At 37.8% G+C, this 21,995-nt stretch carries 19 protein-coding genes; 16 read left to right on the top strand and 3 right to left on the bottom strand.

All coding sequences use genetic code 11. The features are described 5' to 3' along the window. Window positions 1–604 precede the first annotated feature (604 nt). The 6 genes from MMB69_RS26435 (at window position 605) to MMB69_RS26410 (ending at window position 8,738) form a co-directional block, all read left to right on the top strand. A complete protein-coding gene (locus tag MMB69_RS26435) occupies window positions 605–1,321 on the top strand; it encodes a YebC/PmpR family DNA-binding transcriptional regulator (RefSeq protein WP_013054976.1) in 717 nt (238 codons plus the stop codon). 158 nt (window positions 1,322–1,479) lie between these two features. Next, window positions 1,480–2,811 (top strand): SH3 domain-containing protein, encoded by a 1,332-nt coding sequence (locus MMB69_RS26430; protein ID WP_277448698.1) that lies wholly within the window; start codon window positions 1,480–1,482, stop codon window positions 2,809–2,811. Between the two features lie 160 nt (window positions 2,812–2,971). Next, window positions 2,972–4,864 carry a PTS mannitol transporter subunit IICBA gene (locus tag MMB69_RS26425; protein WP_221786118.1) on the top strand — a complete coding sequence of 631 codons (1,893 nt, stop codon included), beginning with the start codon at window positions 2,972–2,974 and terminating at the stop codon, window positions 4,862–4,864. Between the two features lie 60 nt (window positions 4,865–4,924). Further along, window positions 4,925–7,015, top strand: a complete 2,091-nt coding sequence (locus MMB69_RS26420) for a BglG family transcription antiterminator (protein ID WP_221786119.1) — start codon at window positions 4,925–4,927, stop codon at window positions 7,013–7,015. Window positions 7,016–7,020: 5 nt separating this feature from the next. Further along, on the top strand, window positions 7,021–8,163 hold the full coding sequence (locus MMB69_RS26415; protein ID WP_221786120.1) for a mannitol-1-phosphate 5-dehydrogenase: 1,143 nt from the start codon (window positions 7,021–7,023) through the stop codon (window positions 8,161–8,163). Between the two features lie 89 nt (window positions 8,164–8,252). Then, window positions 8,253–8,738, top strand: a complete 486-nt coding sequence (locus MMB69_RS26410) for a VOC family protein (RefSeq protein WP_221786121.1) — start codon at window positions 8,253–8,255, stop codon at window positions 8,736–8,738. A 37-nt stretch (window positions 8,739–8,775) separates the two neighbouring features. Here the strand turns inward: MMB69_RS26410 and MMB69_RS26405 are convergent, their stop codons facing one another. Beyond that, window positions 8,776–9,312 carry a L,D-transpeptidase gene (locus MMB69_RS26405; protein WP_221786122.1) on the bottom strand — a complete coding sequence of 179 codons (537 nt, stop codon included), beginning with the start codon at window positions 9,310–9,312 and terminating at the stop codon, window positions 8,776–8,778. A 281-nt stretch (window positions 9,313–9,593) separates the two neighbouring features. Between MMB69_RS26405 and mscL the strand changes: the two genes are divergently transcribed. The 10 genes from mscL to MMB69_RS26355 all read left to right on the top strand — a co-directional run bounded on the left by mscL (window position 9,594) and on the right by MMB69_RS26355 (window position 20,172). Continuing rightward, window positions 9,594–9,989, top strand: a complete 396-nt coding sequence (gene mscL, locus MMB69_RS26400) for a large conductance mechanosensitive channel protein MscL (protein WP_025753425.1) — start codon at window positions 9,594–9,596, stop codon at window positions 9,987–9,989. A 195-nt stretch (window positions 9,990–10,184) separates the two neighbouring features. Further along, the gene (locus MMB69_RS26395) at window positions 10,185–12,254 is read left to right on the top strand and encodes an LTA synthase family protein (protein ID WP_221786124.1); all 2,070 of its coding nucleotides are present in this window, start codon (window positions 10,185–10,187) and stop codon (window positions 12,252–12,254) included. Between the two features lie 195 nt (window positions 12,255–12,449). Beyond that, entirely contained in the window at window positions 12,450–12,992 is a 543-nt protein-coding gene (locus MMB69_RS26390; protein ID WP_013054985.1) for a helix-turn-helix domain-containing protein, read from the top strand. A gap of 20 nt (window positions 12,993–13,012) precedes the next feature. Further along, entirely contained in the window at window positions 13,013–14,122 is a 1,110-nt protein-coding gene (locus tag MMB69_RS26385; RefSeq protein ID WP_025601794.1) for an ABC transporter ATP-binding protein, read from the top strand. Then, a complete protein-coding gene (locus MMB69_RS26380) occupies window positions 14,112–14,912 on the top strand; it encodes an ABC transporter permease (RefSeq protein ID WP_013054987.1) in 801 nt (266 codons plus the stop codon). Before MMB69_RS26385 ends, MMB69_RS26380 begins: the two co-directional genes overlap by 11 nt. 1 nt (window position 14,913) lies before the next feature. Continuing rightward, window positions 14,914–15,720 carry an ABC transporter permease gene (locus tag MMB69_RS26375; RefSeq protein WP_013054988.1) on the top strand — a complete coding sequence of 269 codons (807 nt, stop codon included), beginning with the start codon at window positions 14,914–14,916 and terminating at the stop codon, window positions 15,718–15,720. Beyond that, complete coding sequence (locus MMB69_RS26370) at window positions 15,717–16,790, top strand: ABC transporter substrate-binding protein (protein ID WP_221786125.1); 1,074 nt, start codon at window positions 15,717–15,719, stop codon at window positions 16,788–16,790. Before MMB69_RS26375 ends, MMB69_RS26370 begins: the two co-directional genes overlap by 4 nt. A gap of 218 nt (window positions 16,791–17,008) precedes the next feature. Next, window positions 17,009–18,121 (top strand): acyltransferase, encoded by a 1,113-nt coding sequence (locus MMB69_RS26365; protein WP_221812717.1) that lies wholly within the window; start codon window positions 17,009–17,011, stop codon window positions 18,119–18,121. Window positions 18,122–18,266: 145 nt separating this feature from the next. Beyond that, a complete protein-coding gene (locus MMB69_RS26360; RefSeq protein ID WP_221786127.1) occupies window positions 18,267–18,944 on the top strand; it encodes a response regulator transcription factor in 678 nt (225 codons plus the stop codon). Beyond that, window positions 18,937–20,172, top strand: coding sequence for a sensor histidine kinase (locus MMB69_RS26355; RefSeq protein WP_277448697.1), 1,236 nt, complete (start codon window positions 18,937–18,939; stop codon window positions 20,170–20,172). The genes MMB69_RS26360 and MMB69_RS26355 overlap by 8 nt, the downstream gene beginning before the upstream one ends. A gap of 16 nt (window positions 20,173–20,188) precedes the next feature. Here the strand turns inward: MMB69_RS26355 and MMB69_RS26350 are convergent, their stop codons facing one another. Together MMB69_RS26350 and MMB69_RS26345 are read right to left on the bottom strand one after the other, a co-directional pair. Beyond that, window positions 20,189–21,076 (bottom strand): RnfABCDGE type electron transport complex subunit D, encoded by an 888-nt coding sequence (locus MMB69_RS26350; RefSeq protein ID WP_277448696.1) that lies wholly within the window; start codon window positions 21,074–21,076, stop codon window positions 20,189–20,191. After that, the gene (locus MMB69_RS26345) at window positions 21,060–21,992 is read right to left on the bottom strand and encodes an FAD:protein FMN transferase (RefSeq protein ID WP_221786130.1); all 933 of its coding nucleotides are present in this window, start codon (window positions 21,990–21,992) and stop codon (window positions 21,060–21,062) included. The genes MMB69_RS26350 and MMB69_RS26345 overlap by 17 nt, the downstream gene beginning before the upstream one ends. Window positions 21,993–21,995 lie beyond the last annotated feature (3 nt).

The following is a 21,995-nucleotide window of genomic DNA, read 5'->3' as shown; positions in this document are numbered from 1 at the left end:
TTATCGCTAAGCCCCTCATATGGATAGGAACAAGAATTATTCAACCTGTCATTGATTTCATTTGGAGATACATTATACGTTTCTTGTTCGTTTATCCTATTTCTTGGCTATGGAGTGTCCTCATCTATCCTTTTATTCTCTTCGTTTGGAAACGATGTTTTTTGCCTATAACTAGATTTATATGGAAGTACGTTTTATACCCTGTGTTGTATCTAGTTTGTTACCCTTGTTATCTTTTCTGGAAATATGTTGTGCTGCCATTTTTCAATGAAATTGTTATTCCTGTGGTTTCATTTTGTCAGCGTATATTCCTCTGTTTCTGGAAAGGAGTTAAGTGGATCGTAATTCATATGATCTACTATCCTTTACGGTGGATTTGGATGAGATGTATATACAAACCGCTTAAAAATGTATATACAAAAATCATTCAGCCTGTTATCAAATGGTTTTCTCATTTATTTAGTTAATGAAATATACCAAAAGATTGCTTGTCTTTTTTAGGTATTAAACTCGAAAGATAAGAGGGAATTGATGTATAATAAAGACGGATATATCATTGCCTATTTATTTTATTAGATTCAATTTTGAAAGAGAGTGAAACAATATGGGCCGTAAGTGGAACAATATTAAAGAAAAGAAAGCGTCAAAAGATGCTAATACAAGTCGTATATATGCCAAGTTTGGCCGTGAGATTTATGTGGCTGCGAAACAAGGCGAGCCAGATCCAGAATCAAACCAAGCGTTAAAAGTTGTATTAGAACGCGCGAAAACATACAATGTGCCAAAAGCAATTATTGACCGTGCGATTGAAAAAGCAAAAGGCGGATCAGAAGAAAATTACGATAATCTTCGTTATGAAGGTTTTGGACCAAATGGCTCAATGGTTATCGTAGATGCTCTTACGAATAACGTAAACAGAACAGCTTCAGACGTGCGTGCTGCTTTTGGTAAAAACGGCGGTAATATGGGAGTAAGCGGATCAGTAGCGTACATGTTTGATCCAACAGCTGTTATTGGTGTAGAAGGTAAGGATGAAGAAGAGACGCTAGAACTGTTAATGGAAGCAGATGTAGACGTGCGTGACATTTTAGAGGAAGAAGATTCTGTAATTGTTTATGCTGATCCGGATCAATTCCATGCGGTACAAAAAGCGTTCAACGATGCTGGTATTACGGAATTTACAGTAGCTGAGCAAACGATGCTTGCTCAAAATGATGTAACTCTTCCTGAAGATGCACAAGCTCAGTTTGAAAAAATGATTGATGCATTAGAGGACCTAGAAGATGTGCAGCAAGTATATCACAACGTTGATTTAGGATAATAGTGAAAGAGGCAGACCTATCAAAGAGGTCTGTCTTTTTTTATAGGCCGTATGAAAAGCATCTATTGACCCTTTCCCTTCGTTTGGAATATGGTAAGATAATGAATTAAGAATAGAAAATAGTAGAATTTTATAAGAGATAACTGGAGGGAAAGCAGTTGAAAAAATTAATGGTGGGGATGGCGTTAACAGCTACACTTGCAACGGCTGTAACGCCTGGCTTTGGCTCAATTGGGGGAAATCAAGGAAAGGCATATGCAGCGACAGTTACATATAAAGTAACGGCAAGCAAGCTAAATGTGAGAAGCGGAGCGGGAACAACTTACGGGATTATCGGCAGCGTAGTGAAAGGTCAAACGCTATCTGTGATGAGCAAAAGCGGAAGCTGGTACAAAATTAACTATAACGGCCGCACGGGCTACGTAAGCAGCAATTATGTACAAGCATCAGGAACAGCAACGCCACCAGCAGAAAGCACAACGTATACAGTAACGGCAAGCACGCTGAATGTAAGAAGCGGAGCGGGCACTAATTATGCAGCAATAGGAAGTGTGACAAAAGGCCAGAAGCTGTCTGTGGTGAGCAAAAGCGGAAGCTGGTACAAAATTAACTATAACGGCCGCACGGGCTACGTAAGCAGCGATTATGTACAAGTTTCAGGAACAACAACGGCCCCAACAACGCCGCCAGCAGAAAGCATAACCTACACAGTAACGGCAAGCACGCTGAATGTAAGAAGCGGAGCGGGCACTAGCTATGCAGCAATAGGAAGTGTGACAAAAGGTCAGAAGCTGTCCGTGGTGAGCAAAAGCGGAGATTGGTACAAAATTAACTATAACGGCCGCACAGGCTATGTAAGCAGTGACTATGTACAGGCTTCAGCTACAGCGTCTCCAAAGCTCGTAGTCGATTCTTTTAAAACGTTAGGTAACGCTCAGCAAGTCATCTTGGTTACAGCAGATAACTACGATACGAAGTCTGCTAAAATTCAAACGTTTGAAAAAGTTGATGGAAAATGGAAGCAAGTTTTAACCGCGAACGGTGTACTTGGACAAAAAGGATTCGCTTTATCGAAAAAAGAAGGAGATATGGAATCTCCGACAGGGAAATATACAATTGGCACAGCATTCGGACGCTATGCAAATCCTGGAACTAAGCTTCCATATCGAAAGATTACAGCAAATGATGTATGGGTAGACGATTCAAAAAGCTCTCTGTATAATACGTGGCAGCAAAAGCCAGCGAATGGCCGCTGGACGAGCGCTGAGAACATGGATATCCCGGCTTATGATTATGGGTTTGTCATTAATTATAATGAATCTAGAACCCCAGGAAAGGGAAGTGCAATCTTCTTTCATGTAGGAACAAATTATACAGCAGGATGTACGGCCACTTCTAAAGAACAAGTTGTCTCTATTTTAAAATGGTTAAATCCAGAGAAAAATCCAGTTATTATTCAATCTCCTGTAAGTGAATTAGATAAATATTAAGTTAGAAAGCAGCTGAATTCGTGTAATTCAGCTGCTTTTTTATGTAATTAAAAGCTTTGTCCGTCTGTGGTACGACAAAGTTAGTTTTCTTATTCATTGAATGAAAGCGTTTAATCTCTTACGATTAAAGTATCATCACGTAGAGAAAGGAAGAGAGCAAATGGCTCAATCTAATATAAAAGTAGCTGTACAAAAGTTTGGGAACTTTCTAAGTTCAATGGTTATGCCAAATATCGGAGCATTTATTGCATGGGGACTTATTACTGCTTTATTTATTCCAACAGGCTTTTTTCCAAATGAAAGCCTTACCAAACTAGTGGATCCAATGGTCAAGTATTTGCTTCCGCTGCTAATCGGCTACACGGGAGGAAAGCTTGTACACGATCAGCGGGGAGGCGTTGTAGGTGCTATCGCCACCATGGGCGTCATCGTTGGATCTGATATTCCGATGTTTCTAGGCGCTATGATTATGGGACCGCTTGGCGGTTACATCATCAAGAAGTTTGATCAGTTTATTGAAGGTAAAGTCAAAACAGGATTCGAGATGTTAATTAATAATTTCTCAGCAGGTATTCTTGGAGGAATTCTAGCAATTCTAGCCTTTTTAGGTGTTAGTCCAGCCGTGGACGGATTTACAGGCGCGCTTGTAGTGGGTGTAGATTGGATGGTTGCACATGGCCTTCTTCCTCTTACAAGTATTCTAATTGAGCCTGCTAAAATTTTATTCTTAAACAATGCTATTAATCACGGTATCTTATCTCCGATCGGAGCAGAACAAATTCGAACAAACGGACAGTCCATTCTATTGTTATTAGAAACAAATCCTGGTCCGGGATTAGGAATTTTGTTAGCGTATTGCTTCTTTGGAAAAGGAACAGCAAAACAGTCAGCGCCGGGAGCGGCCATCATTCATTTTATTGGAGGAATTCACGAAATTTACTTCCCTTACGTTTTAATGCGTCCGCTTCTAATCATTGCGGCTATTTTAGGAGGAATGAGCGGCGTATTTACATTTGTTCTTTTAGGCGGAGGCTTACAAGCGGTTGCTTCACCAGGAAGTATTTTGGCTATTTTAGCTGCTACACCAGGTAATGCAGGCAGCTATGTTGCAAATATCTCCGGTGTTCTCGTTGCAGCCGTCGTATCGTTTATTGTAGGTTCGTTAATTTTAAAAACGGGCAAGCAAACAGAAGATTTGGATGAAGCAGCTCGCAAAATGCAAGAGATGAAAGGCAAGAAGAGCTCTGTAGCAGGAAGCTTTACAAAACAGCAAGGCGACGTACCAGCAAGCGTTCAAAAAATTGTTTTTGCCTGTGACGCAGGTATGGGATCGAGTGCAATGGGCGCCTCTCTTCTTCGCAAGAAAGTTAAACAAGCAGATTTAAATATTTCGGTAACAAATACAGCGATCAGTAATATTCCAAGTGATGCTCAAATCGTTATTACACAGGAAGAGCTAACGCCAAGAGCTCAAAACAAAGTTCCAGATGCGTATCATATCTCGGTTGATAATTTTCTATCTAGCCCGGAATATGACAAATTAATTGATCAACTAAAAAATGATCATACTACTTCTAAGGCGGAAGAAGAAAAGAACGTATCTGTAGAAAATAATACAGATAGTAATGATGGTTTATTAAAAGAAGAAAACGTTTTCTTGAATCAGCACTTTTCTTCTAAGGAAGAAGCAATTCGATTTGCAGGAAGTGTGTTAGTAAAAGGCGGATATGTAGAAGAAAACTATGTTGAAGCGATGATTGAGCGCGACAATATGACTTCTACTTATATGGGAAATGACGTAGCGATTCCGCACGGTACGGAAGAAGCGAAAAAGAACGTTTTAAGATCAGGTTTTACAGTGATTCAAGTTCCAGAAGGCGTTGATTTTGATGGTGAGAAAGTTCGTTTGATTTTTGGAATTGCTGGAAAAGACGGCACCCATTTAGAAATTTTATCTGGTATCGCGATTACATGTTCTGATATGGACAATATTGAAAAGATGGTTCATGCCAAATCAGCTAAAGAATTAATGGCTATTATTCAAAGTAACTAACGGGATAGAAAGGCATGAAGATGCCTTTTTGTCCTTTGTTTATAAATAAGAAAAGAGTTGATGTTCTTGTTTATTACTTCAAGAGAAAAATCAATCATTGAGTTAATTATTAAAACGGCAGGAAAGCATACAGCCCTTACACTTGCTACTTTTTTGAATGTAAGTGTAAGAACCGTTCACCGAGATTTGAAGGCAATTGAATCAATACTTGAAAAATTTGATTTGAAGCTGATTCGTACACAAGACGAAGGACTAATGATTGAAGGTAAAAATGAACAAATTTTTCGTCTTATTCAAGAGCTGATGAAGATTAAAACGACGGATCAGTCTCCACAGGAAAGAAAATTAATTCTTTTAATTCTTCTTCTAGAAGAAGGAGATTCATTTAAATTACAAACGCTGGCTAAAGACTTAGCAGTAAGTATCACTACACTAACTGCTTATTTAGATGAATTAACAGAGTGGTTAACCACATTTGACGTTCTCCTTCATCGAAAAAGAGGGGTGGGAGTAGAGGTTCACGCTACTGAAGCCAATAAACGGAAAGCATTAGCTAATTATTTTCTTCTTCACTTTAATGAAGAGTTAATTGAGTGCTTGTTTTTAGCAGAAAATCAGCAGCATACGGATGAAACAATTTTGCATTATTTTTATCCGGATTATTTGGCAGAAGTAGACAGAATTGTACATCAAGCGATTAATCAGCATCATTCTAAGCTGGCTGACAGCGATTATATAGGGCTCATTGTTCATATTTGCATTATGATACAGCGAACGAAAAAGCAAATGTATCTAGAAGACGACGGCGGCCAAACGGAAGAGCTGGCAAGTGAACTGTTCTTAATGAAGGATATTTGCCGCGAAATTGAACGGGTATTTTCTCTTTCTTTTACAGAAAAAGATATTCATTTCTTAGCAGTGCGGTTACGTGCAGCAAAATTCCAAACTACTAGAGACGTATATTACGACAGCGTAGTGGTTGGGCAGATTATTAAGAATATGATTGCTCACGTTTCTGTTCAGCTTAACACCGACTTAACCGGTGATTTTTCCCTTTACCAAGGGCTGCTTGCTCATATGGAACCGGCAATTTTTCGCCTTAAGCAAAAAATGGAGCTTTTTAATCCATTAACAGAAGAGATTAAAAAAAAGTACCCGGTTTTATTTATGGCTGTGAGAAACAGTATCGATCAAGAGCTGCCGGATTTAGTTTTTCCAGATGATGAAGTAGCATATCTTGTTTTGCATTTCGGTTCAACGCTAGTGCTAAAAGAAGAAGTCATGGAAATTCAGGCACTGATTGTCTGTCCAACTGGAATTGGCACCTCGAAAATGTTAGCTAGCCGTATTCGTAAAGAGATTCCGGAGATTAATTCAGTTGTCATTAAATCGGTAAAAGAAATCAAAGAAGCCGCGTTTGAAGGGTATGACGTAGTGATTTCAACAGTAAGACTGCCTTTTTTAAATGTCGATTACATTTTAGTCAATCCACTCTTAACCGAAGAGGATATTCAATCCGTCCAGAATTTTTTACAGAAAAACATTCAAAAGTTAACCAAAGATAAGGACTATCGCTCGTTCCAATATAAAAATAAGACTGTTTCTAAAGAAAAACCGTCTTTTGAGGAAACGATGAAGCAAATTAAAGATGTGCATGGAAGTATCGAATCAATTCTTCAAAACCTTAGAATGTATCGATTTTCGGATGCAGTGAGTCACGATCAAGTGATTTCGCACGTAGTAAAAGTTGCTGAAAAAGAACGTTTAATAACCAATGCCAACTGCGTTATTCATCAGCTTAAGGAACGAGAAAACAAAGGCGGTTTAGGTATTCCGCAAACGAGTATGGCACTGTTCCATTGCCGTGAACATCACGTGAAAGAGCTGATTTTTCAAGTTTCACATTTAGAACAGCCTTGCACAGTTAAAGGCATGGACGGAACAAACATGCAGGCGCGTAACCTTCTATTAATGCTCGCACCTGAAGAGTTAAGTGAAGCACAGCAAGAAATTTTAAGTTTAATTAGTACCAGCTTAATTGAAGATCATGAAGCAATGATGATTTTTTCGTCTTCAAACGAAGAGATAATTCGCAAAAAGCTAGAGGATACGTTTCATGAGTACCTTCGAAATAATTTGATAAAGGAATGATTTTTGTGAAACAAGTAGTTCATTTTGGAGCAGGCAATATTGGTCGAGGATTTATTGGGGCATTGTTTTCTCAAAGCAACTATCACGTTACATTCGTAGATATTGCTGAAAAGATTATTAATCAGTTAAACACAGAGGAAGGGTATAACGTAATAACAGCCGCAGAGCACCCCGAGACATTAGCTGTTCAAAACGTATCTGGTTTAAATAACCTGACACAAGAACAAGCAGTCATTAAAGCGATTAAAGAAGCAACGTACATTACGACAGCCATCGGACCGAACGTTCTGCCCCGCATTGCTCCTTTAATTGCTAAAGGTTTAGCTGAACGTGTAAAAGCAAGCGACGAAAATGTATATATTATTGCATGTGAAAATCAAATCTCTGCGACAGATTTATTAAAAGGCTATATTTTTGACGCACTGGATGGAGAGACAAAAGCTCATATGATAAATAGGGTCTTTTTCTTCAATTCAGCTGTAGATCGTATCGTGCCTATTCAACATGACCAAGGTTCGCTTGATGTTTTAGTAGAATCCTATTATGAATGGGTAGTAGAGGCACCTGAAGATATTCCTTTTGTAGAAGGAATGACGATTGTGCCTGACCTTGCTCCTTTTATTGAAAGAAAGTTATTTACAGTGAATACGGGACACGCGGTGATTGCATATTTTGGTTATTTAAAAGGAAAAGAAACAATTGATCAAACGTTAAGAGATTCAGATATTTATGAACAAGTACAGCAAACGCTACAAGAAACAGGAAACTATCTAATTAAAAGATATGACTTAGATAGAGAGGAACACGAAGCCTATATTACTAAAATCATTGAACGCTTTGAAAATCCTCATTTAAATGATTCAGTTAAAAGGGTAGGAAGAGCGCCAATTCGCAAGCTTGGACCTCAGGATCGTTTGATTCGTCCAGCGCTAGAAGCAAAAAAAGCGGGCCTTTCTTATACCTATTTAGCAAAGGCTATTGCCGCTGCGCTTTTATTTGACCCGCAAGAAGATAAAGAGGCTATGAAACTTCAAGCGGGTATTCATGAGTATGGTATTGAGTACGTATTAAAAGAGGTTAGTGGGTTAGAGGCAAGTAATGATTTAACAAAAGAAATCATTGCTCAATATAATGCTTTAAAATCGTGAATGAATTTAGTGCGTGTAAACAGTCCATTTTAAATGGGCTGTTTTTCTTTTTGTAGAAAGGGAATATTTGTGTATAGGAGGATGATAAAATGGTAGCTATTACGCACGTTGGATTAGCTGTACCTGATGTAGAAGAAGCCGTACAGTGGTATGGGAAAGTTTTAGGTTTTAAGCTGATTGCCGGTCCTTATACGTTTAATGCGGAGGAAGAAAAAGCTGAAAATATGACCCAAGATTTACTGGGGTCTCATATTAAAAAAATGAAAAATGCTCACATGACAGCTGATAACCAGGTAGGCATTGAACTGTTTGAATTTAATAAGCCGCAAATGCCTCTTGTATTAAAAGACAGCGATGAGCAGTATCAAAGTTATTTTCACATTTGTTTAATAGCCGATGACGTGAAAAAATTAGCGGATAAAATTGAACAATCAGGCGGTAAAAAGCGCAGCCAAGTATGGAATACAAGACCGGGAAAACCTTATTACTTAATTTATTGCGAAGATCCGTTTGGGAATATTATTGAGCTATACTCACATAGTACGGAGCTCATGTATGGGAATAGAGAAGAATAAAAGCTTATCCACATTTTTTGGATAAGCTTTTATTTTTTCACAGCTGTCCGTAGCCGTATACTTTTGCCAGCTCTTCGAAGGTTTTTGATGAATACGTAATAGTTACCGATGTTCCTACTGCCACTTTATCGAATAATTCTTCGACATCCGCATTATGCATTCGTACGCAGCCGTGGCTTACATAGTTGCCGATGCTATCTTCTGAGTTATTGCCGTGAATAGCGTATGTGTCGCCGGTTGTTCCGTTTGCATTAAGCCCTAGCCAGCGAGAGCCAAGAGGGTTATTAGGAGCGCCTCCTGCAATATGCCCTGTATAGTAAGGACGATTTTTAATTTTGTTAACAATCTTAAAAAAACCTACCGGCGTATCGCTCCACGTCTTTCCCGTAGCTACTGAATACGTCTTTTCTAACTTTCCATTATGAAAATAAGCAAGCTGATTTGTTTTTTTATTAATAATAATTAAATCTCCACTTACTGTCTTTTCACTTGCGTCCGCCGTGCTTGCTGTATATGAAATACTGATAATAGTTGCGAGACACAAAGCCGCTGCTCGCAGTAGAATTTTTCTCACGTTCTAGCCATCTCCTCTATTGCTCGTTTACATATTTGATGAATTACATGCTATTAGTGTATAAAAGAAAAATGGACTGAACATGAACCTTACCTGAATGAAAACTGAAAGTTCGTTTTTATTTACACGCGAATATAAAGTAAAAATATGGGCAGAAATACAACTAAAGGTCTGGTACATATCTCATGAAAAAGAGAAAAATGAAAATGCACCTTGTCTGTTTAATTTAGGATGTATTATCATGAAAGTTTGAAATGAAGGGCAGGAGGTGGAACAAACAGATGCTTAAAGAATTTAAAGAATTTGCTTTGCGAGGAAACGTATTAGATTTAGCAGTCGGTGTTATTATTGGAGCGGCATTTGGAAAAATTGTCACGTCTCTTGTAAATGATATTATTATGCCGCTGATTGGTTTGTTGTTAGCAGGTATAGACTTTAAAGATTTATCCTTCACGGTTGGAGATGCTACGGTATTATATGGATCTTTTATTCAAACAATTGTTGATTTCTTAATTGTCGCATTCTCGATTTTCTTATTTATTCGTTTCTTTAATCGCTTTAAGAGAAAAGAAGAAGAGAAAGTAGAGGAAGAAGTGGCTGTTCTCTCAAAAGAAGAAGAGATTTTAACAGAAATTCGTGATTTGCTAAAAGCACAAGCAGTGAAAGAGCGTTCATAGCAGCAATTTTTACATACGTATAAAACGGCTAAGAGGCCCGTCTTTTCATAAGAAAAGCGGGCTTTTTTCGTGTGAAATTTCTCGGGAAATGTTAGTGGTATGATCATGGGAAAATTAGGCGTGAAAGCGAGAGAGATAGGAATGTTAAAATCATATTAAAAGTGTTAAGATATTGTAAATAGGAGGCTTAAGGTTATGTTTAAACATTTGTATCGTTCTTTGCCAATGCTGGTGGCGTATGGGCTGCTTAGCGTTTTTTTATACAGTGCTGTGATGTTTAATGTGTCAAATGACACAAAAATGTTGTTTGATTGGGCCCAAATCCATACAGCTGGGTTCGTAGTATTAATAGGAGGATGCTCACTTGTTTTATGGGCGCTCACTTTCTATTTGCTACTTCGATTTAATCAGATAGAGAGAATACAAGATTCGCAGTGGTATGCCATTTTTACGGCAAGTGTGTTTTCAATTGCGGTAGCAGCCGTTTCTGCTATGGTTTTTGTTATATATCATATTGATATACATAATCCAGGCAAAACAATAGAGTGGATGCAAGCATATCCCGAACGCTATCTTTTTACGGTATTTTTACTTTCGCTGTTAACACTAGCGATCATTATGCTAGTAGGAGAAGCTTATTTAGGGGCTGGGATTACCTTTGTTCTGTATTTTATTTTAGCTCTTGTAAACTATTATAAAAAAATCTTTCGAAATGAACCATTGTTCCCGAACGATTTTATTCAGGCGAGTCAGTTAAAAGAAGTTATTCCGATGATTAAAGATTCGATTTCAATTCCTATTGTAATAGGAGTTATTGGATCCATTGTCGTACTGATCGCTCTTTGGTTTTTCTTGCCGAAAATTAAAATTCGATGGTTTCTTCGAATTATTATGATTCTGCCGCTCATCTTTTTAATGAAATCATTTTTATTCTTTGAACACTCGTTTGCTCAAAAATATTACGATCAATATGCTGCGCTGATGCCTTGGAATCAGCAAAATAATTATTACTATAATGGACCTGTTATTGGCATGATTTCAAATGTTAAAACAGATGTGCTGGAAGAGCCGGATGACTACTCACAAGAAGTAATGGCCAAAGTGGCAAAGCGGATTCAGTCAAAGGAAGAGAAAACACAAGAAAGCAATGCTGAAGTCAAACCAAACGTCGTGTTTGTGATGAACGAAACGTTTTGGGACCCAACAAAGCTTAGCGTGACGTTCTCTGAAGATCCAATGAAAAATACAAGAGAACTTCAAAAGAAATATCCTTCTGGGTGGTCTTTAAGTCCTTCATTTGGCGGGGAGACAGCTAATGTGGAATTTGAAGCGCTGACGAGCTACTCTTTGTCTTTCTTTAACCCTGGAGGCCTTCCTTATCAGCATGTATTGAGTAAAAAAGAATATCCGTCTTTTGTTTCTTATTTAGAAAAACAAGGCTATGCTACAACAGCTATGCATCCAAACAGCGGTATGCTTTATATGAGGCAAAATGTGTATCCAAATTTGGGATTTGATCAAGTGAAGTTTATTGATCAAATGAAGCATACGCAAAAAGATAACAAAGAATTTGTTTCCGATGAAGCGGTAGTTGATGAAGTACTCGATACGCTTCGTCAGTCGAAAAAGCCTGCATTTGTGCATGCTGTAACGATTGCAAATCATCTTCCTTATTCAGCGGATAAGTATAACGGTCAGGAAACCATTAAAGTAACCGGTAAAGGGTTATCACCGGAAATGCAAAAGGAAATTGAAATTTATGCTGAAGGAATTAAACGTTCAGATGCTGCTTTAAAACGATTGAACGATGAAATTCAAAAGCTGGACGAGCCAACCATTGTAGTATTTTGGGGAGATCATTTGCCAGCACTTGGACAAAACCTTCAAGCTTACAAAGAAACGGGTTTTGGAAACGAGAAAACGCAGCAAACATCTCAAAAATTTTATGAGACGCCGCTCTTATTTTTATCTAATTACGATACGAAAATAGATAAAAATCTCGGTACGATGAGTCCTATTTATATTGCTCCGACGCTTGCTCAATCTCTTGGTTACAAAAGTAATCTGTTCTACGATCAGTTGAATCAAATGAAAACAGAAGTGCCGGCTTTTCGTTCAAATATGTATATAGATTCAAAAGGAAAGCTAGTGGATGATCCGGCAGCGCTATCTAAAAAAGCTGCAAAAGACCTTCAAGATTACCATGAAGTTGAGTTTGATACATTATCCGGGAAACAGTACGAAACGCATAAGTTGTATAAATAAAAATAAAAACTCCTTTTAAATAAAAGGAGTTTTTATTTTTTAAGTGTTTAAGGTTGTACTAAAAAATAATTCATGTATAATATTTTAAGGTTAAAAGTAAACTTTAAGTTAAGTAAAACAAAACTTGAGTTTGGAACAGCATGAACAATCATTCATGCTGTTTGCTAATTTTAAATACAGTTGAGGATCGAGAGTATGGAAATAGGAAAGAAAATTAAAAATTTACGATTAAAAAAAGGTTTAACACAAGAAGAGCTAGGAGAACGTACTGATTTAAGCAAAGGCTATATTTCGCAGCTAGAGCGCGATTTAAGTTCGCCGTCTTTAGAAACATTTTTTAGTATTTTGGAAGTGCTAGGATGCGAACCGAAAGAATTCTTCGAAATTGATACGCATGTTCAAAAGGTTGTATACAGAGAGGAAGACTACACGAGTTATTGCGAAGATGAAAAAGGTTACCATATTCAGTGGCTTGTGCATGAATCAAATGAAAAAGAAATGGAGCCAATTCGTCTTATTCTTCATGAAAAAGGTGCATTTAAGAGATTTGAGCCTTCCCTTTCAGAAACGTTTGGCTACATTTTGCGCGGGTGTGTGAAGGTGAAGCTTGGAGGCAGAATATATGAAGCCAAACAAGGAGAAACCATCTATTTTCAAGCTTCTGAAGAACATCAGATTTTAAATGCTCATGACGGAATAACAGAGTTAATTATCGTGGCGACAGAGTCTTATTTATAGAACAAAAGAGGTGAAGTGAAATGACATCTACGAATACAATTATTCAATTTGAAAATGTGACCAAGCAATATGATAATGATTCAGTTGTATTGGATCATGTAAGCTTTGAAATTGAAAAAGGGAAATTTTATACCCTCTTAGGTCCATCGGGATGTGGAAAGACAACGATTTTACGATTAATTGCAGGCTTTACGGAAGCCTCAAGCGGAACGATTTATTTTAATGGGAAAAGAATTAATGATGTTCCGGCTAACAAACGTCAGGTTAATACGGTTTTTCAAGACTACGCGCTTTTCCCCCATTTGAATGTATTTGAAAATGTAGCATTTGGTCTTCGAATCAAGAAGATGAAAAATGCTGATATTACAATAAAAGTTAAAGAAGCCCTTCGTTTTGTTAACTTAGAAGGATATGAAAACAGAGAAATAAAGGAAATGTCGGGCGGCCAAAGACAGCGCGTAGCAATTGCACGAGCAATTGTAAATCAGCCCGAAGTCATTTTGCTGGACGAGCCGCTTTCAGCTCTTGATCTAAAATTGCGTACGGAAATGCAATACGAGTTAAGAGAATTACAGCGTCGTCTAGGTATTACGTTCATTTTTGTTACGCACGATCAAGAAGAAGCGCTTGCGATGTCCGATGAAATCTTTGTTTTGAATAAAGGAAGAATTCAGCAGAGCGGGGAACCTACAGATATTTATGATGAGCCAATTAATCGTTTTGTTGCCGATTTTATTGGTGAATCAAATATTGTACCAGGTAAAATGATTGCTGACTTTTTAGTGGAGTTTGGCGGCCAGCAATTTGAATGTGTTGATCAAGGATTAAACCAAAATGAGCAGGTTGAAATTGTGATTCGTCCTGAAGATTTAGCCATTACAAGCTCCGATCAAGGAAAGCTGCAGGTTCGTGTAGATTCACAGCTGTTCAGAGGAGTCCATTATGAAATTTTAGGCTATGACCATGCAGGGAATGAGTGGCTCGTTCACTCTACGAAAAAGGCAACGGTTGGCGAAGAAATTGGTTTATATTTTGAACCTGAAGCTATTCATGTTATGCGATTTAATGAAACGGAAGAAGAATTCGATAAGCGACTCGAAGGTTATGAAGAGGATTACGATGCAAACTAAATCAAGAAATATTTACTTAGTCCCTTACGTGTTATGGATTTTGCTTTTTGTAGTTGCTCCCATTGTATTAGTTGTCTATTATTCTTTTTTCAGCATCGATAATGAGCTGACGCTTGAAAACTATAAGAAATTTTTTACCCCAGTTTATTTACAGATGACACTGAGTTCATTTTGGTATGCTTTTTTAATTACGTTATTTTCATTGGTTTTTTCTTATCCTACAGCTTATTTACTAACGAAGCTTAAGCACAAGCAGCTTTGGCTTCTACTGATTATTTTACCGACGTGGATTAACCTATTATTAAAAGCTTATGCTTTTTTAGGTATATTTGGCACGTATGGTACGGTTAATAAGTTTACTGAATTTCTGGGACTTGGTACTCATCAAATTTTATTTACTGACTTTAGTTTTGTATTTGTATCGGTGTATATTTTTATCCCCTTTATGATTTTGCCGATCTTTAACTCTTTAGAAGAACTTAATCCCTCGCTTATCTACGCTTCGCGAGACTTGGGGGCATCTTCATGGGTGACATTTAAGCGCGTGGTATTTCCGCTAACGCTAGAAGGGGTTAAATCAGGTTGTCAGGCTGTTTTTATTCCAGCACTATCACTCTTTATGATTACGCGTTTAATTGCTGGAAACCGCGTCATTACACTGGGAACAGCGATTGAACAACATTTTTTAGTGACGCAGGATTGGGGCATGGGCGCCACAATAGCCGTCTTTTTAATTATTGCGATGGCCGTTATGATGCTCATAACAGGCACTGGAAAGAGAGGTGTGTAAAATGAAGAGAAAGTGGAAGTTCAGCCACCTTTATTTATTTTTTGTGTTTTTCATTTTATACGCGCCCATTTTTTATTTAATGTATTACTCTTTTAACAGCGGAGGGAACATGCGTGAATTTGAAGGGTTTACGTTAGATTGGTACAAAGAAGTGTTTCAAGACACACGTTTGCTTATTATTGTCTTGAATACCCTTATTATTGCTCTATTGTCTTCGGTTATTTCAACTATTATTGGCGTGATAGGGGCACTTGCTATCGTATACGTGAAGCGCAGACGTGTTCAAAATACGCTGTTAACATTTAATAATGTGTTAATTGTGAGTCCAGATGTTATTATTGGCGCATCTTTTTTAATTCTATTTACCATTATCGGTGTAAAGCTCGGATTTATATCGGTATTATTAGCGCATATTGCATTCAGTGTACCGATTGTGGTCATTATGGTTCTGCCTAAGCTGCAGGAAATGAGTCCGACACTGCTCGATGCAGCCCGTGATTTGGGCGCAAGCCGCTTTGAAGTACTTTCGAAAGTGGTATTGCCATTTATTCGTCCGGGTATCTTTGCAGGCTTTTTTATGGCTTTAACTTACTCTTTGGATGACTTTGCGGTTACGTTCTTTGTGACCGGGAACGGTTTTTCCACGCTTTCAGTAGAAATTTATTCTTTAGCAAGAAGAGGGGTCTCGCTGAAAATCAATGCTCTTTCTACTCTTATTTTCATGTTTACCGTGCTGATTGTAATTGGTTATTACTTTATCAGTCAGCGATATAGCAATAAAGTGAAAGGGGTGGCGACTGGAAAATGAAGCAATTAGCAAAGCCGTTTATCTTCATCGTCATCCTTTCTTTCGTTCTTATGTATGTGGTTCATCATTTGAACAATGCCGAAGGATACTCTGGAGGAGATACGCTGACCGTCTATAATTGGGGAGATTATATTGATCCTGATTTAGTGAATCAGTTTGAAAAAGAAACCGGAATTAAAGTCATTTATCAGACCTTTGATTCGAATGAAGCAATGATGACCAAAATTGAACAAGGCGGTACGACATTTGATATTGCTGTGCCTTCTGAGTACGCGATTAGCAAGATGCGTGAAGAAAATTTACTATTGTCAATTGATCATTCGAAGCTGCCTAATTTAAAATACATTAATCACCGTTTTTTAGACTTATCTTTTGATCCTGGAAATAAGTACTCTATTCCTTATTTTTGGGGAACTGTGGGTATTGTATATAACTCTGATATGCTTCATGGTAAGAAGATAAAAAGCTGGAATGATTTATGGGATCCTAAGCTAAAAAATCAAATTTTACTTGCAGATGGCGCTAGAGAAGTGATGGGAATGGGGCTAAACAGCTTAAATTATTCATTAAATGATACGAATAAGGCTCATCTTCAAGAAGCGAAAAGAAAGCTTGATACATTGACACCAAATGTCAAAGCCATTGTAGGAGACGAGATTAAGATGCTCCTAGCAAATGAAGAAGCGGCAGTTGGCGTTGTTTGGTCAGGCGATGCTTCTGAAATTATGAGTGAAAACGATAAGCTGAATTACGTTGTTCCAGAAGAAGGTTCGAATTTATGGTTTGATAACATGGTTATTCCAAAAACGGCTAAAAACGTAGAAGGCGCACATAAATTCATGAATTTTATGCTGGATCCTAAACACGCTGCTCAAAATGCGGAATATGTAGGATATTCTACGCCTAATAAAAAAGCGTTAGAATATTTGCCGAAAGAAGTAGCGGAGGATGAACGTTTTTACCCAGAGGAAGAACTAACAAAAAAGCTTGAAGTATATAATAACTTAGGCAAACGAATGCTTGCTTATTACAATGAATTATTTTTAGAATTTAAAATGCACCGTAAATAAAAGGAACTTGATTAGGTCTTTGTACTTAAGTTCTTTATTGTTTTTGTAAATTCAGTTGCGTGATAGCGAGAGGAAAGATAAAATACAAACGAGTAAAGCTAATAACATTTATTTTATGTTATTAGCTTTTTTATTTGTAAAAAGGGAAAGATAAGAAAAAATTGAATGTTCTATTATTCATCCAGAATTTATATTTCACATTATATAGGAGAGAAAAAGTGAAGCAAACACAAAAGCAGCATATTCAATCCATTTATTTTTTACGATTATTCGCTATGATGATGGTTGTGCTCGTACATGTAACAGCAGCGTATGCAACGGTACTGCCATTTGCAAGTGAAGCTTATCAGAAATATCATTTTCTTAACCGAATTGTTCGAATTGAAGCAGGGATCTTTATTGTTATCACAGGTTTGGTTTTCTTTTATAGTTATATTAACAAGCCGTTAACAAAGACTTTATGGAAAACGTATTATGCTCGAAGAGTGACATATATTTTGGTTCCCTATATTATTTGGGCACTTATTTATGAATTTTATTCGTACTATGTAGGAGCAACAGAATTGAATGCATCTGATATTGTGAAACGTATTTTACGCGGAGAGTCCTACTATCAGCTTCATTTTATCTTTTTAATTGTACAAGTCTATCTCGTGCTGCCGGTTTTTGTATGGCTAGCACAAAAAGTAACCGTTTTTAAAAAATACATGTGGCTGTTTGGCATTATCATTCAGCTTGGTTATTTAATGCTCAACAATACGTATCACATCACTTCGTTTAATTTATTTTTAAATACAATGGCTACGTTTTTACTCGGCGGTTGGATTGGCATTTATTATCGCGAGCAAGTGGATAAAAAGTACAGTCGTTCGAATATTGTATTATTTCTGGTGACGCTCGGATCGGGAATAGCTATTTCACTGTTAAATTATCACTTATACACAATGAAGACAATCCAAATTTCAGGCTTTACGTATGAGGTTGTTAATACGCTTTATTTGGTCGCTGGAAGTTATTTCTTCTTCCGAATTGCAGAGATATTAGCTGAAAAGCTTTCTGTGAAATCCGTGACGATTGTTAAGAATATTGCTATGTACTCGTTTGGATTTTACTTGATTCACCCAATGGTTTTAAACTTTGTAGCAAAAGCAGTACCAATACAAGGCAACTACATGTTTCACGTTGAAATCGTGGCGCGCTATATTTTAACATTAGCGGGCTGCTACCTCATCATTTGGGGATGTCATCGTCTTTTACCGTTTGCTAGCTTTTTGTTTGGTAAACTGCCAAAAGAAGCGGTGTTCATTTACCGACGTCCTAATCATAAATAACGTTTAGTTAAAAGTTATGTCTGCTTGCAGGCATAACTTTTTTTATAAAGTATAAGAGATGATAACACGCTAGTTTTAAAATATTTTTAAAAGTGACATGCTAAGATAATGCTTACTTAGGTACTCACAAAAGGGGGAATTTGATATGCGTGTACTTGTGGTAGAAGATGATGCTTCATTATTACACGGTATCGTAGAAGGCTTAAAAGAAGAAGGATATGAAGTTGATTGTGCGTCTGAAGGAGATGAAGGTTTGTTTTTAGCAGAGCAGAATATTTATGATGCCTTGATTTTAGATATTATGCTGCCGGGTATGACAGGGCTTGACATACTAAAAAAGCTAAGAAAACAAAAGGTGCTGACGAAAGTTATTTTTCTCACTGCAAAAGATAGTGTAGAAGATCGAGTGAAAGGACTTGATTATGGAGCTGATGATTATTTGGTTAAGCCTTTTGCCATGGCTGAACTTTTTGCGAGGTTAAGGGTGATGCTCAGAGACTTGCAGGCAGAAGAAGGCATGATTTCATATGGTCCCATTTCTATACGAGAAGCCAATCATGAAGTTATGATAAATGGGAGTGCCCTAACGTTAACGATTAAAGAATTTCAGCTTTTGGAATACTTTATTCGAAATAAAGAACAAATCCTTATTCGAGATCAAATTTTTAATCGGGTATGGGGATTTACATCTGATGTAGGAGTGGGTGTAGTAGACGTCTATGTTCACCATTTACGAAAGAAGCTTCAGCCTTTTAAGTGTGACGGTTATGTACGTACAGTCAGAGGCGTAGGCTTTATGTTAAAAGGGGAAGAGCATGTTTAAAAAGACGAGAATCAGGCTTGTGTTATTTAACACAATCGTGCTGATGGTTATTTTGAGCATTTTTAGTTTAGTTTTATATTTTTACATGCAGCATCTTATTTTTTTAAATCCAGACAATCGGTTAAGTGAGATGAGCGAGCAGGTTAAAAAAAGAAATTTACATGAAATTCAGGAAAACAATGAGAGAGAAACAGAACGGCGCGTTGCGTTTTTACTTTGGAGCAGTGATAAAAAACTAATCAAAATCACACCTAAAAAAGGGTTATATACAAACGATATTGACGACTTTAAGCCTGCGCTCTCAGAAGGAAAAGTCCAAACGTCGCAAGAGGTAAACGGTCATGCTTATCGAGTGATGAATGTGAAAAACGAAGGGTATATAAAAGACCAAGACGTTTCAACGATTCAACTTGTTTTAAACGTAGATCCAGAAACTCAAACCTTAGAGCACCTTGCTTTTCTTCTTGTCATTTCAGCGTTTATTGGACTGCTTCTTTCGCTTGTAGCTGGCTTGTTTTTAGCTAATCGAGCGCTTGTACCTATACAAAAGTCGTGGAACAAACAGGTCGAATTTATTGCAGATGCTTCCCATGAGCTAAGAACGCCTCTTTCCGTGATGCAAACGCATCTCGAGCTATTGTTTAGACGACCAAATCATACGATTGAGCAAGAAAGCGAAAATATTTATCAAAGCTTAAACGAAGTAAAGCGGATGACGAAGCTGGTGGGCAACTTACTAACACTGGCTAGATCTGATTCAAGTGCACAGCTGCTAAATAAAACGGTCTTTAATATGGGTGAGCTGGTTGATAAAGTAGCTAATCAGTTTGAGCCCATATTTGAACTAAAGGAGCTTCGTTTCACAAGGGAAATTGAATCGTTAATGTGCGGAGGAGATCAAGAACGACTTCATCAGCTATGTATGATTTTATTAGATAACGCTTTTAAATACACCCCACCTGGAGAAAGCATTCATATTAGTCTAAAGAAACATCATCACTCTATGACGTTAATCGTTAGAGACACAGGCGTTGGAATTGAAGCGAAAGATCTTCCATATGTGTTTGATCGCTTTTATCGAAGTGATAAGAGCCGAGCACGTGCCGAAGGAGGGTCAGGTTTAGGTCTGGCGATTGCCAAATGGATTGTACAAGCCCATGACGGAGAAATTAAGGTTTTTAGCCAAAAAAACGTGGGTGCGGAATTTTATGTGAAAATTCCGCTATGAAAAAAGCTGCCTGTCATCAGGCAGCTTTTTTTGTCACTTTTTTGTTTGCAGTCTTCCATGCTTTCCATGCATTAGCAAGTAACAGGCCAATTAATAAATAGGCAAGGCCGCCAAAAACTAAGTAATCTACAGCGCTAATCGCCCCCGCAAGCAGCCCAAATTTTATTTGGTCTTTATACTTGGCAGGAGAAGTTGGCGGATCCGTCACCATGAAGAAGGCTAAAAATAAAGCGGAATTAACAAAAGGAGCTCGTAAAGCATCTGCTACATCGCCTACTCCTATTAATGACATAATCGTAAAAATAGCAAAATACACGCCCAAAAACGCAAATACTTGAGGGAATTTATTTACCTTGCTCGTCACAAGGTACCCCGTCACAAACACGAATACAATGAGCCATACGGGTAGTAAAGATAAGCTTCCCCACCAGCTTTGGCCGCTTGAAAAGACAATAAGTGAAAAGAGAAGACCAAAAGCAGCAGGGTTAAAAATAGGCTTCTTTTTTACTTTTACGAAGTGCTTCGATAAAATCGCAACAGCTACAGTGCAAAATGTGACCCAAGCAGGTGTAGAGGTGCTGAGTACTAAGGCAATAATTAATCCGGTAATAATTCCGCCGTCAGGAAGCTGAATGTTCTTTTTATAAGCAAAAGAAAATCCTAAATCTAAGGCGGCCGCCGAGCATACGGCAAGTAGTAGGTGTCCTAACCCTTGAAAGGCAGAAGAGTTAAATTCACCTAATAAAGTTAAAAGCAGAAGCATAGCAATTACATATCTTTTAGGGGTTTTAACTAGCTGCGCCCAAAGACTTATTTCTTTTGGTTTGTTTTCATCTACAATAATATAACCTTTTGGTGTACTAATATATTTAACACCGCTTCTTCGTTCAGAACGTGTGGTCATAATTTATTAATTCCTCCATATCTGATGTAAAAAAAGGAGTGAAACTAGAGTCGAAGAGCACGCCGCGTATGTCGGCATCATTCAATAAATTTACTCCTTTTTCCGCTCCCAAAATAAAAGCTGACGTAGATAATGCATCGGCCAGCATGGCAGAAGGAGCAATAGCTGTACAACTCAACAGACTGCTTCGAGTGGATGGAGATAAGGGATTAACCAAATGATGCGTTGATGGATGTGTCTTATTTTTTCTAGCATAATTTCCTGATGTGCAGACAGCCGTATCTGTTACACGCAAAGTCAGTAATGACTGCGTTTGAATCACAGGGTGCTGAATCCCGACTTTCCACAACTCTCCGTGTTGATTGCATCCTTTAACTAGGATGTCTCCTCCTGCATTAATCATAAAATGCTGATAAGGAAGGGAGCGGGCAGCCAAATCAATCGCCAACCCTTTGGCGACCGCTCCAAGATCTATAATCATCGGTTTTTGTAAACAAACCGTTTTTTTATGTGTATCCAATACGATGTCTTTATAACTTCCAGAATCGACTGCTTCGTTCACTTGTACGGGCTTTCCATATAAGTAATGTTCGTTAAAACCGCGGTTTTCTAATTGCTTTCCTACCGTTGGGTCAAAGATTCCATGCGTTTCATTTGCTACTAAGATAGCGAAATGAAGGGCTTCAAATAATAGAGGACTAACAGAAACAGGCTCTTTGACATGTCTAATTAGTTTCATAACTTCGCTTTTGGCATCAAATCGACTGCATGTCGTTTCAACGGTTTTAAAAATAGTAAATGCCTTTGAGATATGGTGAAGGACATTTGCTTCTTCTGAGTGGGGAGCAATTACTTGAATGGAGACGGTTGTTCCCATACATAAGACAGACCGGCTATACGTTTTTATGGACATCATTCG

The organism is Priestia sp. P5, from assembly GCF_029522155.1.
GTDB lineage: Bacteria > Bacillota > Bacilli > Bacillales > Bacillaceae_H > Priestia > Priestia megaterium_E.
Note: the sequence above shows the minus strand (reverse complement) of the source record. Positions and strands in the feature narration are given on the sequence as shown.

What these genes read in the sequence shown, in the direction of transcription:
- MMB69_RS26390 (WP_013054985.1), top strand. Translation starts at nt 12,450, where the DNA reads ATGGAAATAGGAAAGAAAATTAAAAATTTACGATTAAAAAAAGGTTTA.
- MMB69_RS26380 (WP_013054987.1), top strand. Translation starts at nt 14,112, where the DNA reads ATGCAAACTAAATCAAGAAATATTTACTTAGTCCCTTACGTGTTATGG.
- mscL (WP_025753425.1), top strand. Translation starts at nt 9,594, where the DNA reads ATGCTTAAAGAATTTAAAGAATTTGCTTTGCGAGGAAACGTATTAGAT.
- MMB69_RS26350 (WP_277448696.1), bottom strand. Translation starts at nt 21,076, where the DNA reads ATGACCACACGTTCTGAACGAAGAAGCGGTGTTAAATATATTAGTACA.
- MMB69_RS26425 (WP_221786118.1), top strand. Translation starts at nt 2,972, where the DNA reads ATGGCTCAATCTAATATAAAAGTAGCTGTACAAAAGTTTGGGAACTTT.
- MMB69_RS26375 (WP_013054988.1), top strand. Translation starts at nt 14,914, where the DNA reads ATGAAGAGAAAGTGGAAGTTCAGCCACCTTTATTTATTTTTTGTGTTT.
- MMB69_RS26395 (WP_221786124.1), top strand. Translation starts at nt 10,185, where the DNA reads ATGTTTAAACATTTGTATCGTTCTTTGCCAATGCTGGTGGCGTATGGG.
- MMB69_RS26420 (WP_221786119.1), top strand. Translation starts at nt 4,925, where the DNA reads ATGTTCTTGTTTATTACTTCAAGAGAAAAATCAATCATTGAGTTAATT.
- MMB69_RS26385 (WP_025601794.1), top strand. Translation starts at nt 13,013, where the DNA reads ATGACATCTACGAATACAATTATTCAATTTGAAAATGTGACCAAGCAA.
- MMB69_RS26435 (WP_013054976.1), top strand. Translation starts at nt 605, where the DNA reads ATGGGCCGTAAGTGGAACAATATTAAAGAAAAGAAAGCGTCAAAAGAT.
- MMB69_RS26410 (WP_221786121.1), top strand. Translation starts at nt 8,253, where the DNA reads ATGGTAGCTATTACGCACGTTGGATTAGCTGTACCTGATGTAGAAGAA.
- MMB69_RS26360 (WP_221786127.1), top strand. Translation starts at nt 18,267, where the DNA reads ATGCGTGTACTTGTGGTAGAAGATGATGCTTCATTATTACACGGTATC.
- MMB69_RS26345 (WP_221786130.1), bottom strand. Translation starts at nt 21,992, where the DNA reads ATGATGTCCATAAAAACGTATAGCCGGTCTGTCTTATGTATGGGAACA.
- MMB69_RS26355 (WP_277448697.1), top strand. Translation starts at nt 18,937, where the DNA reads ATGTTTAAAAAGACGAGAATCAGGCTTGTGTTATTTAACACAATCGTG.
- MMB69_RS26370 (WP_221786125.1), top strand. Translation starts at nt 15,717, where the DNA reads ATGAAGCAATTAGCAAAGCCGTTTATCTTCATCGTCATCCTTTCTTTC.